Source organism: Methylophilus sp. Leaf416, from assembly GCF_001424665.1.
Lineage (GTDB): Bacteria > Pseudomonadota > Gammaproteobacteria > Burkholderiales > Methylophilaceae > Methylophilus.
Window position 1 is genome coordinate 906,218 of the sequence record NZ_LMQS01000001.1, and the last position, 15,245, is coordinate 921,462.

14 protein-coding genes are annotated in these 15,245 nt (G+C 49.8%); 3 read left to right on the forward strand and 11 right to left on the reverse strand.

All coding sequences use genetic code 11. The annotated features are described in order from the left end of the window. Window positions 1-125 precede the first annotated feature (125 nt). Window positions 126-1,217, forward strand: coding sequence for a magnesium/cobalt transporter CorA (gene corA, locus ASG34_RS04340; protein WP_055827394.1), 1,092 nt, complete (start codon window positions 126-128; stop codon window positions 1,215-1,217). Between the two features lie 9 nt (window positions 1,218-1,226). Here corA and ASG34_RS04345 read toward each other — a convergent pair whose 3' ends face one another. From ASG34_RS04345 to waaC, 5 genes are all read right to left on the reverse strand, one after another. Beyond that, window positions 1,227-2,009, reverse strand: a complete 783-nt coding sequence (locus tag ASG34_RS04345; protein ID WP_055826897.1) for a ParA family protein — start codon at window positions 2,007-2,009, stop codon at window positions 1,227-1,229. A gap of 460 nt (window positions 2,010-2,469) precedes the next feature. Beyond that, window positions 2,470-3,603, reverse strand: coding sequence for a molecular chaperone DnaJ (gene dnaJ / locus ASG34_RS04350; RefSeq protein ID WP_055826900.1), 1,134 nt, complete (start codon window positions 3,601-3,603; stop codon window positions 2,470-2,472). A 126-nt stretch (window positions 3,604-3,729) separates the two neighbouring features. Then, window positions 3,730-5,652 carry a molecular chaperone DnaK gene (gene dnaK, locus ASG34_RS04355; protein WP_055826902.1) on the reverse strand — a complete coding sequence of 641 codons (1,923 nt, stop codon included), beginning with the start codon at window positions 5,650-5,652 and terminating at the stop codon, window positions 3,730-3,732. A 126-nt stretch (window positions 5,653-5,778) separates the two neighbouring features. Beyond that, window positions 5,779-6,309, reverse strand: coding sequence for a nucleotide exchange factor GrpE (gene grpE / locus ASG34_RS04360; protein WP_055826905.1), 531 nt, complete (start codon window positions 6,307-6,309; stop codon window positions 5,779-5,781). Window positions 6,310-6,443: 134 nt separating this feature from the next. Further along, window positions 6,444-7,439, reverse strand: a complete 996-nt coding sequence (gene waaC, locus ASG34_RS04365; RefSeq protein WP_055826906.1) for a lipopolysaccharide heptosyltransferase I — start codon at window positions 7,437-7,439, stop codon at window positions 6,444-6,446. Between the two features lie 29 nt (window positions 7,440-7,468). Between waaC and ASG34_RS04370 the strand changes: the two genes are divergently transcribed. Together ASG34_RS04370 and rfaP are read left to right on the forward strand one after the other, a co-directional pair. After that, the gene (locus ASG34_RS04370) at window positions 7,469-8,617 is read left to right on the forward strand and encodes a glycosyltransferase family 4 protein (protein ID WP_055826909.1); all 1,149 of its coding nucleotides are present in this window, start codon (window positions 7,469-7,471) and stop codon (window positions 8,615-8,617) included. Between the two features lie 85 nt (window positions 8,618-8,702). Further along, the gene (gene rfaP / locus ASG34_RS04375) at window positions 8,703-9,449 is read left to right on the forward strand and encodes a lipopolysaccharide core heptose(I) kinase RfaP (protein ID WP_055826912.1); all 747 of its coding nucleotides are present in this window, start codon (window positions 8,703-8,705) and stop codon (window positions 9,447-9,449) included. A gap of 65 nt (window positions 9,450-9,514) precedes the next feature. On the opposite strand, the gene ASG34_RS04380 is transcribed toward rfaP, so the two are convergent. From ASG34_RS04380 to bioB, 6 genes are read right to left on the reverse strand one after another with little or no spacing between them, the layout of a single operon-like run. Further along, window positions 9,515-10,564, reverse strand: a complete 1,050-nt coding sequence (locus ASG34_RS04380; protein WP_055827397.1) for a rhomboid family intramembrane serine protease — start codon at window positions 10,562-10,564, stop codon at window positions 9,515-9,517. Window positions 10,565-10,582: 18 nt separating this feature from the next. Continuing rightward, complete coding sequence (gene bioD / locus ASG34_RS04385) at window positions 10,583-11,233, reverse strand: dethiobiotin synthase (protein WP_055826915.1); 651 nt, start codon at window positions 11,231-11,233, stop codon at window positions 10,583-10,585. 3 nt (window positions 11,234-11,236) lie between these two features. Continuing rightward, window positions 11,237-12,109, reverse strand: a complete 873-nt coding sequence (gene bioC, locus ASG34_RS04390; protein ID WP_055826918.1) for a malonyl-ACP O-methyltransferase BioC — start codon at window positions 12,107-12,109, stop codon at window positions 11,237-11,239. Further along, window positions 12,110-12,904, reverse strand: coding sequence for a pimeloyl-ACP methyl ester esterase BioH (bioH, locus tag ASG34_RS04395; protein WP_055826921.1), 795 nt, complete (start codon window positions 12,902-12,904; stop codon window positions 12,110-12,112). Next, window positions 12,901-14,076: an 8-amino-7-oxononanoate synthase gene (bioF, locus tag ASG34_RS04400; protein ID WP_055826925.1), complete on the reverse strand. Its 1,176-nt coding sequence runs from the start codon at window positions 14,074-14,076 to the stop codon at window positions 12,901-12,903. Before bioF ends, bioH begins: the two co-directional genes overlap by 4 nt. A gap of 7 nt (window positions 14,077-14,083) precedes the next feature. Next, the gene (gene bioB, locus ASG34_RS04405; protein ID WP_082504791.1) at window positions 14,084-15,118 is read right to left on the reverse strand and encodes a biotin synthase BioB; all 1,035 of its coding nucleotides are present in this window, start codon (window positions 15,116-15,118) and stop codon (window positions 14,084-14,086) included. Window positions 15,119-15,245 lie beyond the last annotated feature (127 nt).

Consider the following 15,245-nt stretch of genomic DNA (forward strand, 5'->3'; position numbering starts at 1 on the left):
AATAGTTTCGCTTATTTTATCATAGACTGGCTTGTGGCCTGCCTGTTGGCTTTGCCGCTTAGCTTTGGCTTGATTTCCGCATAATGAACGCTTATGCTAAACCCGCATTGTTGATTCGTATACTTATGGCCAAACGCAAACACTCTCACCGCAAGCATCGCTTACTTGGTACTTCCAGCCCGGGATTAACACCTGAAAATGCCACAGAAAATGAAGCAACGCCTGCCTGTATCCATAGCATCAGCTACAACGCCAATGATATGGAGTCCAGGCAACTGACCATGCACGACATCGTGGAATGGCAGGCGCCTGCAGAACATACCTCGTGGATTAATGTACATGGCGTGCTGGACATTGCGTTGCTGCAAGCGGTTGCCCGTCGTTTTAAATTGCATCCGCTGGTTTTAGATGACATTCTAAATACCGAGCAACGGCCTAAACTGGATACTTACCCGGATTACCTTTTTCTTGAAACACGTTTGTTTTATTACGATGCGGAGTCCATGAGTGTCAGCTCAGAGCAAATCAGTATTGCATTGGGCCGTGAGTGGCTACTTAGCTTTCAGGAAAGGCCATCCGGCAGTTTTGAACCGGTGCGTGAGCGGTTACGGCAAGGCCAGGTGTTGTTGCGTCAAAGTGGCCCGGATTACCTTTGTTATGCACTGCTGGATAGTTTGATGGAGCGCTATTTCCAGGTGCTGGAAGCGATCAACGAAGATGCCGAGTTGCTTGAAACGCATTTGCTTGACCAGCCCAGCCCGGAATATCTGCAAAACATACACAGGCTCAAGCATGTCACCATTGAGTTGCGTCGTGCCGTGTGGCCGCTGCGCGAAGTGCTGAACAGCCTGATTCGTAATGAGCATGGCTTTTTTAGTCCGCAAACCTTGCCCTATTTACGCGACTTGTACGACCACACCGCACACTTTACAGAATCTCTTGAAGCTATCCGTGACATGCTGAGCGGCCTGATGGATATTTATATGACCAGTATCAGCCAGCGGGTGAACCTGGAAGTGCGCGCACTGACGGTAGTGGCCATGCTGTTTATGCCAGCTACATTAATCGCCGGTATTTTTGGTATGAATTTCGAAGAGATGCCATGGACACATGATCCGTATGGTTTCTGGTGGGCGATCCTTATCATGCTTGGCATTGCATCAGTGATGCTGCTGATGTTCTGGCGACGGCAATGGCTGGGAAGCCGCCATCGCTAAATGCAGTCACTATGATGTCGAAAGTGGCAGTTTCTTGATGACATCTTGCAGCTCAAAATACAGTGTCATGTAATCACGTGCCCCGGCACTCGCAGCATCATACTCAAACACATGCTGACCCATACGTGCGCACTCTGCCAGGGCCGCATGCTCTGAGATCTGGGTGAGCAGCACTTCGTTGCCAAACAGGCGACGCATTTCCTGCGCAACTTCAGCGGTCATTTCCTTACGTTTGTCGGCACGCGTCAGTAGAAAGCGGCGCTGGATGCGCCGTTTTAACACCGGCTCCAGCGCATTGAGTGCTTTGTCGACTTTAACAGCGGAATGAATGGATAAATAATCAGCAGACACCGGCACCAGCACCAGATCACTTGCGAAAACGGCACTTAGAGAAATGACACCGATTCCGGAGAAACAATCCATTAGCACTGCATATTCAGCATGCGTAGGCTGCAATTTAGCCAAGCCTACAGCCAGCCTTTTCAAAGCTGCAGGCCCGCGGCCAAACTGCGAATCCACATTCATCAGCTCTTTATTGGCTGTAATCAGCGGCAGCCCGTTACGCAAAGGCTGAATCAACTCTAGTAACGGCGTATCAGACTGATAAAACCTGAACAAATGCTTTTGCAAATCGAGGCCGATATGTTTGTAAGTCTCAGTCAGGCGCGCCTGCGGATCCATATCGATTAACAGAACGGGCTTATGCTGGCGTTGCCAGGCAGCGCCCAAATTAAGCGCAGTCGTTGTTGCCCCTACGTCTGCTTTAGCATTAAAAATAGCGATTTTTAACATGATGGATATGTGCAGAATCAACTTTTGAAGCTGATCCTGTAATGTAATTGCTAATCATCATAAACGATGTTGCGGTTACAGACTACACGCTGCTTACCATTAATTTCAGCAAGCTCGGAATATATGCGTGATGATGTTGCGAAAGTAGCAGACAAAAAGAAACCCGCTAAGGCGGGTTAAAAGGGGGTTTGGATCAGGAGGAAATCAATGCTAGTCGTTGACAAATCAACCAAGCTAGCCATTAAACAAAACGTTTTGTGTTTCGCTTAAAGATGGCTCTAGTTTAGGAGAGAGTTATTGCAATTATTTGACCGAGCTGTAACTGAATTGTAAAAATCAAAATTTAATTGTTATTGAATTGTAACCAATGCAATTTAGTGCCTTATTCCCCTGATACAAAAAATGAAAACGGATAAAGCAAAAAATTTCGATTTATCCGTTAATCCATTCATTTAAAAAATCAGCTAAAAAAGTCGCGCGCTTTATCTACCCAGCTTTTATTTTTCGGGCTGTGTTTGCCGGCATCTGCTTGGGTACTACTCTCAAATTCGCGCAACAAGTCTTTCTGCTTTTCAGTCAGGCGCACCGGCGTTTCTACCACCACGTGCACCATCAAATCGCCATGTTCACTGGAGCGCAATGGTTTGATGCCTTTGCCACGCAAACGGAATACACTGCCCGTTTGCGTTTCGGATGGGATTTTCATTTTCGCAGCGCCATCCAGTGTCGGCACTTCGATTTCCCCACCCAGAGCAGCCGTACTAAAACTGATAGGCATTTCACAATGCAGGTTTGCGCCTTCACGCTGGAAGATCGCATGTTCTTTTAAATGGACCACCACGTACAAATCACCTGTTGGCCCGCCATTTACACCTGCTTCACCTTCACCACTCAAGCGGATACGGTCACCTTCATCAACCCCGGCCGGAATTTTGACATTCAGGGTTTTGTTCTGCTTGATGCGGCCGCCACCATGGCAGGTTGGGCATGGTTCTTTTACCATCTTGCCACTGCCATGACATTTCGGGCACGTTTGCTGCACGGAGAAAAAGCCCTGTTGCATACGCACCTGGCCATGGCCGTTACAGGTGGTACAAGTCACAGGCGAAGTGCCTGGACGCGCGCCTGAACCATGACATGTTTCACAATTAGTCTGCACCGGGATACGGATCTTAGTCTCAGTCCCTTTAGCCGCGTCCTCCAGCGAAATTTCCAGGTTGTAACGCAGGTCAGCACCACGATACACATTCGATCGCTGGTTACGACCACCGCCGCCGCCAAAAATATCACCGAAAATATCGCCAAAAGCATCACTGAAATTACCGGAGTTAAATCCGCTGAAGCCACCACCGCCCATGCTCTGGTCGACACCAGCATGACCATACTGGTCATAAGCGGCACGTTTTTGCTCGTCGCTTAATATTTCGTAAGCTTCTTTGGCTTCCTTAAAGCTTTCTTCAGCTTTGGGGTTATCCGGGTTGCGGTCAGGGTGAAACTTCATTGCCAGTTTCTTGAAGGATTTTTTAATCTCTTCATCCCCAGCATCGCGGTTTACACCCAACACTTCATAGTAATCTTTTTTTGCAGCTGCCATATTTATTCCGATTATGCATTTGCGCCATCATGCGCCTGCGCCATACAAACAAACACACTCGCTATCAACGAAGTGTGTTTGCCGGCATCATAAAGAAGGGCAAGTGTCACCACCCGCCCTTTAGGATTAGTCTTTTTTCACTTCTTCAAACTCGGCATCTACCACGTCGCCTTCCACTGTTTTTTCATCCTGTGGTTGTGCGCCGCCTTCGGTATTGGCCTGTGCTTGTTGCTCAGCATAGACCTTCTCACCCAGTTTTTGTGATGCTTCCATCAAGGCATTGGTTTTAGCTTCAATGACCTCTTTGTCATCACCATCTTTGGCGACAGCTTCCAGCTCTTTCACCGCATCTTCAATCTTGGCTTTTTCATCGGCTTCGATCTTGTCACCGTGTTCAGCCAGAGATTTCTTCACGCTGTGCAATACGCTGTCAGCCTGGTTACGGGCATCCACCAGTTCACGCAGTTTTTTGTCTTCGTCAGCATATTTAGCAGCATCTTCTTCCATGCGCTGAATTTCCTCTTCAGACAAACCTGAGTTAGCCTTGATGGTGATTTTGTTCTCTTTGCCAGTGGCTTTGTCTTTAGCAGACACATGCAGAATACCGTTGGCATCAATATCGAAAGTCACCTCAATTTGTGGCATGCCACGTGGTGAAGGTGGAATATCGCTCAGGTTAAACTGACCCAGGCTCTTGTTGCCAGCAGCCATTTCACGCTCACCTTGCAACACATGAATCGTTACTGCGTTCTGGTTATCTTCCGCTGTCGAGAACACTTGTGATGCCTTGGTAGGAATCGTGGTGTTTTTCTTGATCAGCTTGGTCATCACGCTGCCCAGGGTTTCAATACCCAGGGATAACGGTGTTACATCCAGCAGCAATACATCTTTGACGTCACCTTTCAACACGCCACCCTGGATCGCAGCACCTACTGCCACTGCTTCATCCGGGTTTACGTCTTTACGTGGCTCCTTGCCAAAAATCTCTTTCACTTTCTCTTGCACTTTTGGCATGCGACTCTGACCACCCACCAAAATCACGTCAGAAATATCTGAAGGAGACACACCGGCATCTTTTAATGCTGTTTTACATGGACTGATAGTGCGCTCGATCAGGTCTTCTACCAATGACTCCAGTTTGGCACGCGTGATTTTTACCACCAAGTGTTTAGGGCCAGTGGCATCTGCCGTGATATAAGGCAAGTTCACTTCAGTTTGTTGCGCACCAGATAACTCAATCTTGGCTTTCTCAGCAGCCTCTTTCAGGCGTTGTTTGGCCAGCAAGTCGTTGCGCAAGTCCAGACCATTTTCCTTTTTGAACTCATCCGCCAAAAAGTCGATGATACGGTTATCAAAGTCTTCACCACCCAGGAATGTGTCGCCGTTAGTAGACAATACTTCAAACTGGTGCTCGCCATCGATTTCCGTAATTTCAATGATAGACACGTCGAACGTACCACCACCCAAGTCATATACCGCGATTTTGCGATCACCTTCTTGTTTATCCAGGCCAAATGCCAGAGCAGCAGCAGTTGGTTCGTTAATAATACGTTTAACGTCCAAACCGGCGATACGGCCCGCATCTTTGGTGGCCTGGCGCTGGCTATCGTTAAAGTAAGCTGGCACAGTAATCACTGCTTCAGTCACTTCTTCACCCAAATAGTCTTCCGCAGTTTTCTTCATTTTGCGCAAAACTTCAGCAGAAATCTGTGGCGGCGCTTGTTTCTTGTCGCGCACTTCAACCCAAGCATCACCGTTGTCTGCTTTAGAAATGGTGTAAGGCATCAAATCGATGTCTTTTTGCACTTCTTTTTCATCAAAGCGGCGACCAATCAAACGTTTCACCGCAAACAAGGTGTTTTTAGGGTTAGTCACTGCCTGGCGCTTGGCCGGTGCACCTACCAGAATTTCTCCGTCTTCCTGGTACGCAATAATAGATGGCGTTGTACGCGCACCTTCAGCGTTTTCAATCACACGTGGTTTGCCACCTTCCATGACGGCTACACATGAGTTGGTGGTCCCCAGGTCAATACCAATTATTTTTCCCATTCTTCGCTTCCTTAAATTTTATTAATCACATTCATTGTTAATCAAAACCTCATGTTTCGATAATTGGGATGCCTGAACAGATTTCAAGTCCCCAATGGAAATGTGGTTAAAATGTGGTTGTATAAATTATTTTGCTTGGATGACAGTCACCAGCGCCGGGCGCAATACACGCTCATTCAGTGCATAGCCTTTTTGCAGTACGCTCAAGACTGTATTAGGCTCACCTTCCGCCTGCACCATGCTGATTGCCTGATGCTTGTTGGGGTCAAACTTTTCGCCCAATGGATTGATTTCTGCAATATTGAATTTTTCGAACACACCCAGTAATTGCTTGGCGGTCAATTCAACACCATTTTTGTAGCTAGTGACATCCGCGTTTTCGACGACCAATGCCGCATCTAGGCTGTCCTTCACTGCCAGCAGCTCATTACTGAATTTCTCCAGTGCAAACTTGCGTGCTTTATCAATATCATCGAGCGCACGGCGGCGGACGTTTTCGCCCTCGGCTTTTACATACAGCACTTGGGCTTTTGCCTCTTCCAGTGCAGCTTCCAGCTCCACAATACGTGCCTCATGGTTATCAGTTTGTTGTGGATTTATCTCGTTGACAGCTTGCTCGTTCGGCGCTGACTCTACGGATGTTTGTGGTTCTTGCATGATGATCCCCTATAGAATTCAAGACTTTTTCGTTTCACGATTTCACAAACATGGGGATGCCCCTACTGATTTCAAGGGTAAGTAAACGATTTATCTAAAATTGAATGGCAACAATCCAGTGCCAGCGGCTGATACTAAGCTGTGACGTGGTTAATTGCTGACAAAACCGCAGCGACATCGGGGATTTTCTGCTTGCCGCCGAGATTAATTGCTGCCGCTTTGCGCCCGCCTGCAACCCCGGTTAATCGTGGGTCAGTATCTGTGTACAATGCCACGACAGGAGTATCCAGCGCGGCCGCCAAATGCGACAAGCCGGTATCTACCCCCACTGCAAATTTTGCCAGGGGAATTACCTGCGCTAATTGCTGCAAACCTAATTTAGGCAATACCACCGCTTGTGACAATTGTGTCTGATTCACTTGCGAAGCTATACGCTCTGCACGTGCGCGCTCTTCCGCTGAAGCCCACGGCAAGAACATCGCCAAACCCTGTGCAGCATAGTATTGCCCCAATGCTACCCAGTGCGCTTCGGGCCATAACTTACTGTCCCGGCTGGTTGCATGCAAAGCTATCCAACACAGTTCTGGCAAATGCAATACTTCTGGTAAATCAATTACTTTTGACTGATTACTTGTTAAGCCATAGTCTGGAAAATCCTGCGGCGCAGCGTACCCTAAGCTCAACGCCACCAAAGTACGGATACGCGTCACGGCATGTTGCTGATAAGAGATAGCAAATTTATGCTGGTATAAACGACTCGCCAATGGCTCACGGATAGAATGCGCATCGTAACCATATCGTGGCCCACGTGCCCAACGTGCTACCCAGGCACTTTTCATCAGTCCTTGCACATCAATAATGGCATCATAAGCTTGCGTGGCGATTGCGCGCTTAACTGCATTAATTTCACGCCAGGTTTGGCAACTTAACAATTGCTTGCGCCAACGGCGCATGGCAATGGTGAACACCTTCTGAACATGCGGATGCAAACGGGGAATATCAGCAAAGCTTTCTTCTACCAGCCAGTCAATCTGCGCATCCGGAAAATGCTGCAATATATCCTGCACGGCTGGCAGTGCATGGATCACGTCACCCATTGAGGTTGTTTTGACAATCAGAATCCGTTTCATGGGTGCTATTTTCGCATACAATCTCGGCCATGAAGTTTGCTTTTCTGATATTCAAATATTTCCCCTATGGCGGCGTACAGCGTGACATGCTGCGTATCGCAAAAGACTGTGTTGCGCTGGGTCACCAAGTGACGATTTTCACTGGTGAATGGCAAGGGCCGCAGCCAGCAAATATTCAGGTGAAATTATGTGCAAGCAACGGCTGGCGTAACCATACTAAACATGCCAGCCTCATTAGCGCGATGCAGCAGGCGGTGCGGGCAGAACCTTTTGACCTGGTGGTAGGCTTTAACCGCATGCAGCCGATAGACGTCTATTTTGCTGCAGACTCCTGCTTTATTGCTAAAGCACATGAAGAGCGGCCGTGGTGGTATAGGCTGACCAGCCGTTATCGCTGGTTCCAGCAGGCAGAAGCATCAATCTTCTCGCCAGGCAGCAACACCCACATTCTGACGCTGACGCCACAAGAACAAACGACATTCCAGCATTGGTACCAGACACCAAGCGAGCGTTTTCACTTGATCCCGCCTATCCTGGATCCGCAGCGATTCCCCAGTTTTAACCGTGCACACGGAAAGCAATGGCTGGCAGACACATTCGGTATATTGCCTGAGCAGATTGCACTGCTACTGGTAGGCTCAGGCTTTAAAACCAAGGGGGCTGACCGCGCAGTCACGGCCATTGCCAGTTTGCCGGAAAGTATGAGAAAAAATGTCCGCATGCTGATCATAGGCCAGGATAATCCACGCTGGTTGCAGAAACATATTGAGGCACATCATTTAAGCAGCCAGATACAGGTGCTGGGCGGTCGCGATGATATTCCACAGCTGATGCAAGCATGTGACTGGATGGTGCATCCGGCCAGACGCGAACTGGCTGGTCATGTATTGCTGGAAGCCATGGCTTGCGGTTTGCCGGTAGTCACTACAAATGTGTGCGGTTATGCCCCATATATAGAAAATGCAGGTGCAGGGATCGTACTTGCCAGTCCATTTACGCAATCCGCACTTGATCAGGCGCTTGCCACAGCACTGACCTCTGAGCGTGCAACGTTTAGCAAGGCCGGGCTGGCTTGTGCTAACCAATTAATGCAAGACAACCCAGGAAAGGCTGAGGCAAAGCTACTCACGCAGTTAGCTTCGGAAAAGAATATTGGCTCAACAAACACAGCACCGTAATCCTGTGCCACCATCCTCTGATACCCATCTTTGGCTGTCGCCTAAACACGCGTCTCGCTTAACGGAATTTTCTTTTGAAGATTTTATGGCATTAGAAGGCCATACCGTACGCGCGGCTGCCAATCGTAAAACCATGCGTCTCACGATTGCCGGACAATCCTACTTCATCAAACAGCATGGCGTCACTGGCTGGCAAGAGATTGTCAAAAACTGGCTGACTTTTAAACGCCCGATTATTGGCGCCATGACTGAAGTGCGTGCAATTCAGTCACTTGAAAACATTGGCATTGCGACTACTCCGATAGCAGCGTATGGCATACAAGGTCACTGTGCTGCCAGCCAGCGCTCATTTTTGTTGACTGAAGATTTAGGTGATATTGAATCACTGGAAGATATTTGCAAAAGCTGGCAATCGCAACCTGCCTCAGCAGAACAGCGCAACGCGATGTTAATCGCAGTGGCGAAGCTGGCGAAAAAATTTCATGCCGCAGGCTTATGCCATAGAGACTTTTACCTTTGCCATATCGCCCTGCAGAAATCTGCATCCTTAACAGCGGACACCGAATTTTATTTGCTGGATCTGCACCGCGTACTGCAAGGCGTTTCACCCAATGGCACTGCAGTGCGTAAAGATATTGCCGGACTGATTTTCTCGTGTATGGATTTTGGCTTTACGCGTGAAGACTGGCAGGTATTCAAGGCACACTACTTGCCGCAATCTGACGATTTCTGGAAACGGGCTTTCACTCGGGCTCATCGTTTGCATGGCAAATTCCATAGCCCGAAACAACAAAAGAAATTCAAGCAACAGAGAGATGCGACGGATTTATAGCGCCATCGCTTTAAATTGCAGGGCTGGATTGAATACGTTTTACTGAAAACGTATGAATGCGCGTTTTACTGGGCTGCGCGACCAGGCGTAAATGGAATGTTACGTAACTTATCTGCAGCAGCTTTACTGTCTTCACTGCGTTTCAAGGCATAAGCCTTGGCTTGTTCCAGCAACGCCGCGGACGGCAGATTAGGGTCATCCGGTAGCGAGGAAAGTTTTTCAAAACTTTCCTCGTAGGTATTCGCCACTTCTTCATCAATTTGGGTAGCCATGTCGTCAAAGCTGACACTGCCCTCGCGCCCTTCCAGCATAATGGCGTTCCATTTGCGGTTGGCCTGCTGGTCTATCAGGGTAAACTTTTGCACCTGTTTGCGGATGGCGAGTTCTTCATGCCAGCGATATTTAGGTTCCGGCAAATGCGTCAGCAAAATCGCGATAGCAATCAGCCAGCTGATGCCGGAAAGAAAACGCCACTTTTGCAGATGCGGATGATGCGCTTCACTGGTCGGCAGCAATAATACTGCGCCAACAATCCCGGTCACAAAGCCGCCAATATGCGCCGAGTTATCAATGCCAGGGATAATAAATCCCATGATAATCGTCAGCGCCGAGAATGCCAGGGCACCCCAGAATAGCCAGCGGAATTCGACTTGTTGCATATGCTGCCTGGCATACCAGACATACACCAGCAGCGCACCGTAGATCCCAAAAATGGCGCCCGAAGCACCACCGGAAACTGCTTCATTGCCCTGGATCACCAGTGACAACAAGTTACCTGCAATGCCGCTGACAATATAAATACTTAAGAATCGCACCGGGCCAAACATGCGTTCAACCAGCTTGCCGCCATCCCATAAAGCCAGCATATTCATGCCTAAATGCAATGCGCCAAAATGCAGGAACATGGCAGAACCGAGTCGCCACCATTGTCCGTCTGCCGTAGCAGGCGCAAAGTTAGCGCCCCAGGTCAGTTGCACATTGTTAGGCGAATGCCAGAAGCCGGCACCACCCCAGAGCATGATCACAAACACCAATAGATTGATAGCAATCAATGCCTTTGTGACTGGCGGCACAGGTGCGTGCATGCCAATCTGGCTTAGGGGGGATTGGCCCATTTCTGACTGTTTTACCATCTAGGTTTCTTGTCCTTGATAAGGCAAATGCAAAACGGGCGGCTGCTGTACCCACTCAACCAGCGTCTGCAGGTTTTCTTGCTGCATGCTCATGTGAGGGTCAATCTGGTTAGCTACCCAACCGCAAAACGGAATTTTTTGCTGCTGCAAAACCTGCCTGGTCAGCAACGCGTGATTAATACAACCAAGTCGCATGCCTACCACCACCAGCGCAGGCAGTTCAAGCACTCGTAGCAGATCGCCCATGGTTTGGGTTTTATTGAGCGGAACCAGCAAACCGCCTGCACCTTCTACAATGACCACATCTGCCAGCTCAGTTAATGCAGTATAAGCAGCCTTGATGACATCCAGTTGAATTTCTGTACCCGCTTGCTCAGCAGCAATATGCGGGGCAATTGGCGGTTGAAAACAATAGGGATTGACCAGTTCAGTTGGTGCCTGCACATTTGAGGCGGCGATTAATTGCCTCACATCTTCATTTTGCCAGCGGCCATCTACCCAATCGCAACCGGACGCAAGAGGCTTCATCCCCACCACTTTCAGGCCTTGTGCGGCAAAGTGCTGCATCAGGCGCACTGTCACCGTAGTTTTCCCGACGCCGGTATCAGTCCCGGTGACGAAGAAATGGCGCGGCAACGAATCGATTGTCATCACTTATTCTGCTGTGACTTTGCGCGGCATCAGTTGTATCGGGCTGCTGCCGGGTTCGGTGTACGGCTGGCTACCTGTCCATGCGTGCACAAATACGACTTCATAGGTCGCTGGCAGCTTTCCCTGCTGGCGGAAACCTTCATAACCCTGGCGCAATTTCTGCAAAAACCCTTTTCCGGTCAATCCTTTAGGTCGCCCGGCAGTGGCATTATGCGCGCCAATCGCCTTGAGGTCGCGCATCACCGACTCAACGGTATCGTAAGTCAGGGTGTAATGCATGACATCCAGCACGGGTGCATTGAATCCGGCGCGGGTCATGGCATCGCCAATATCATGCATATCGATAAAACGGCTGACATGTGTATGATCGGCACCTGAAGCTGCCCGCAATTCTTTCAAGGTATCCGGCCCCAATGTAGCGAACATTAGCAAGCCATCAGGGCGTAGCACGCGACGGAATTCCTGCAAGGCGGCATCCAGATCATTACACCATTGCATAGCCAGGTTGGACCACACCATATCCACACTACCTGTGGCTAACGGAATGGTTTCGATATCCGCACAGACAAAGCGCGGCTGTGATTGCCAGAATTTATATGTTGGAAAAAGTGTACGTGTACGTGCCAGCATGCCCTCGGCGATATCCAGCGCGATGCCTTTTGCGGCTTTATATTGTTTGAGTAAGGCGTATAAACCATGCCCGGTGCCGCATCCGGCATCGAGGATGACTTGCGGTTGCAGCTTGACGACATCCAGACGGCTTAGCATTTCTTCACGCACCTGGCGCTGCAAAATGGCGGCGGCATCATACTGTTTTGCCGCACGATGGAACGCCTGCCGCATGCGCGCCTTGTCTATTGAATATTCATCCTGCATTCAAGTCTCCGCAACAGCGCGCACCGCGGAGTCTTCGGCCATAAATGTGTCTACCGCTTCGCAGAAAGCATCGGCATGCGAGAGAAACGGCGCATGCGCTGCCCCGGCAATCACACGCAGTTTTGCGCGTTGCAGATGCATAGCCAACCAGTGTGCTGCACTGACTGGTGCCAGGGTGTCACGGTCACCGTGGATAATCAGGGTTGGGTGATACAGGCGGCTGACTTCTTCACGTATATCCGTTTGCAACAGGATATCCAGCGCCAGATTCAGACTTTCCTGTGTCGGCGTTGGCTTGGCAGCGAAAGCGATACGTAACTGACGCACGGTGCTACGGGCGTCTTTGGCATGCATGCATTGTAAAGTCAGAAAGTTGAGCAAAGTTGTTTGAAAGTCTTTTTCAAAACGCTCATTGAATTGCTGAAAGTGCCTGGCCTCAATGCCGTGCGGCCAATCTGGCTTGCTGACAAAACACGGGTTATTACCCACCAGAATGAGTTTCTCAACCCGGTCCGGCTGGTTTAAGGCAATCCGTTGCGCGACTAACCCACCTAATGACCAGCCCAGGATACTGGAAACTCCCGGGATTTCCTCGGCGATGGTTTCAGCCATGCTATGCAAATGGTAGGGAGTAATCGGGCGGCTTTGGCCCATGCCGGGCAGATCCACCAGAAACAAGCGGTAGTTGGCCGACAGGCGTTTGGTGATGCGCTCCCAGACGGCACTATTCATGCCCCAACCGTGCAGCAGCACCAGCGGCTTGCCCTGACCCATCATTTCTATGAAACAACTCATGCCTGTTCCCTGACCGGAATGATGCGCTCGGCTTCATGTAATGCATCAATCAAGGCGCGCACTTCTTGCTCACCATGCGTGGCAGAAAGCGAAATACGTAAACGCGAGCTGTTGACCGGTACGGTAGGCGGACGAATAGCAGGTACGAGAATACCGCGCGTTTGCAGATATTGGCTCAGCGCAAGTGCTTCAAAATTATCGCCGACGATCAATGGCTGTATCGCAGTTTCTGATGGCAGTAAATGCCAGCGCGTGAGTGACAGCTCACTTTTCAGCAAATTGATCATGGCAAATAATTGTTGCCTGCGCGCATCGCCATGTTCAATTTCATGAACCGAAGCTAACAAAGCTGCCGATAATGGCGGTGGCGCCGGCGTGGTGTAGATATAGCTGTTGGCATACTGGATCAGGTAATCAATCACCACCTGCTCCCCGGCAACAAATGCGCCGGCAACTCCGGCAGCTTTCCCCAGCGTACCCATCATGATTAAACGTGGCGATTCCAGACCCAGATGTTTCAATGTGCCGCGGCCTTGCGGGCCCAACACACCAAACCCATGCGCATCATCTACGTAGAGATAAGCATCGTAACGTTCGCAAAGCTCAAGATATGCGGCCAGGGGTGCGATATCTCCATCCATGCTGAATACGGCGTCTGCAGTAATCAATTTGTGGCGGGCTGTACTGGCTTGCAGCAGCTTTTCCAAAGCAGCGACATCATTGTGTGGAAAGCGGTGATGATTGGCGCGCGACAAAAAAGCGCCATCATTCAGGCAGGCGTGGTTAAGCTTGTCCGAAAACACCGCGTCGTCGCGTCCCATCAAGGCACTGATCACGCCGATATTTGCCATGTAGCCGGTGGAGAATAATAAAGCCGCCGGTTTGCCTACCAATGTCGCCAATGCATGCTCAAGTTGGTCGTGATAACGGTGATGGCCGGTAATTAAATTGGAGGCACCGCTACCTACACCCGCCTCTGCCGCCGCTTGTTGCAAGGCGGTCACCAGCGCAGCATCGTTTGCCAGGCCAAGGTAATCGTTACTGCAAAATGAGAGATATCGCTGACCATTGGCGGTGATATGCTCGGCTTGCGGCGAATCCAGTAACCGACGCTGACGCGTTAGTCCCAAGGTTTTGCGCTTTTCAAGATCGGCTTGTAAAAAGTCCAGCATATGATTACTAGATTTTCTTCAGGCCTAGTTTGGCAAATAACGCATTATCAGCATCCGCTTCCGGGTTGCCGGTTGTGAGCAACTTCTCACCATAGAAAATACTGTTGGCGCCGGCCAGGAAACATAGCGCCTGCACTGCGTCGCCCATGCTTTGGCGACCTGCAGACAAACGGACAAAGCTATTCGGCATGGTGACGCGCGCAGCAGCAATCGTGCGCACGAATTCCAGTGGATCCAGCGCCTCGGTACCATGCATAGGTGTACCCTCGACCTGCGTTAACAAGTTAATCGGTACGCTTTCAGGCGGTTGCTCCATATTTGCCAGCTGCGCCAGCAAACCGGCACGCTGCGCACGGCTTTCGCCCATGCCGATAATACCGCCACAGCAGACGTTGATATCCACACTACGCACGCGATCCAAGGTATCCAGGCGATCCTGGTAAGTGCGTGTGCTGATCACATCACCGTAATATTCCGGCGCAGTATCCAGGTTGTGGTTGTAATAATCCAGGCCAGCCTCTTTAAGCTGCTCGGCCTGGCCATCTTTCAACATGCCTAGCGTAGCGCAGGTTTCCAAGCCCATGGCTTTCACTTCAGCAATCATTTTCAACACCGGGTCGAGGTCACGTTGTTTAGGTCCGCGCCAGGCAGCACCCATACAGAAACGGCTGGCACCGCTGTCTTTGGCCGCTTTGGCCGCAGCCAGCACGTCATCCAGCTTCATTAAAGGTTCGTTTTCTACCTCAGTGTGATATCGCGCAGCTTGTGGGCAATACCCGCAATCTTCTGAACAGCCACCGGTTTTAATCGACAGTAAGGTACTGACCTGTACCGCGTTCGGCTCATGGTGTTCTCTATGCACCAGTTGTGCCTTGTGTAGCAGGTCATTGAACGGCAGTTCAAACAATGCCATGATGTCATCGACCGACCAGCGTTCGACAGTCACGTGATCGCAATTACCGGCAGCTTTGAGGCCATCGATATTAATGATGGAAGTTTGCAGTTCGCTGTTACAAGCGCTAGAAGAAGTTTGTTGTTCCATAGTAATCGCAGACAGTTTTAAGATGATTTTAATTGGGCTGAATTATAGGTTGTTTACTCTGAAACGTGAAAAATTTTTACAATAGCTTAAATATTAATCACATACAACTTTTACAATGGCTACAAGC

What these genes read in the sequence shown, in the direction of transcription:
- dnaJ (WP_055826900.1), bottom strand. Translation starts at nt 3,603, where the DNA reads ATGGCAGCTGCAAAAAAAGATTACTATGAAGTGTTGGGTGTAAACCGC.
- rfaP (WP_055826912.1), top strand. Translation starts at nt 8,703, where the DNA reads ATGGCATTAGAAGGCCATACCGTACGCGCGGCTGCCAATCGTAAAACC.
- waaC (WP_055826906.1), bottom strand. Translation starts at nt 7,439, where the DNA reads ATGAAACGGATTCTGATTGTCAAAACAACCTCAATGGGTGACGTGATC.
- grpE (WP_055826905.1), bottom strand. Translation starts at nt 6,309, where the DNA reads ATGCAAGAACCACAAACATCCGTAGAGTCAGCGCCGAACGAGCAAGCT.
- bioC (WP_055826918.1), bottom strand. Translation starts at nt 12,109, where the DNA reads ATGCAGGATGAATATTCAATAGACAAGGCGCGCATGCGGCAGGCGTTC.
- ASG34_RS04370 (WP_055826909.1), top strand. Translation starts at nt 7,469, where the DNA reads ATGAAGTTTGCTTTTCTGATATTCAAATATTTCCCCTATGGCGGCGTA.
- ASG34_RS04345 (WP_055826897.1), bottom strand. Translation starts at nt 2,009, where the DNA reads ATGTTAAAAATCGCTATTTTTAATGCTAAAGCAGACGTAGGGGCAACA.
- ASG34_RS04380 (WP_055827397.1), bottom strand. Translation starts at nt 10,564, where the DNA reads ATGGGCCAATCCCCCCTAAGCCAGATTGGCATGCACGCACCTGTGCCG.
- dnaK (WP_055826902.1), bottom strand. Translation starts at nt 5,652, where the DNA reads ATGGGAAAAATAATTGGTATTGACCTGGGGACCACCAACTCATGTGTA.
- corA (WP_055827394.1), top strand. Translation starts at nt 126, where the DNA reads ATGGCCAAACGCAAACACTCTCACCGCAAGCATCGCTTACTTGGTACT.
- bioB (WP_082504791.1), bottom strand. Translation starts at nt 15,118, where the DNA reads ATGGAACAACAAACTTCTTCTAGCGCTTGTAACAGCGAACTGCAAACT.
- bioH (WP_055826921.1), bottom strand. Translation starts at nt 12,904, where the DNA reads ATGAGTTGTTTCATAGAAATGATGGGTCAGGGCAAGCCGCTGGTGCTG.
- bioF (WP_055826925.1), bottom strand. Translation starts at nt 14,076, where the DNA reads ATGCTGGACTTTTTACAAGCCGATCTTGAAAAGCGCAAAACCTTGGGA.
- bioD (WP_055826915.1), bottom strand. Translation starts at nt 11,233, where the DNA reads ATGACAATCGATTCGTTGCCGCGCCATTTCTTCGTCACCGGGACTGAT.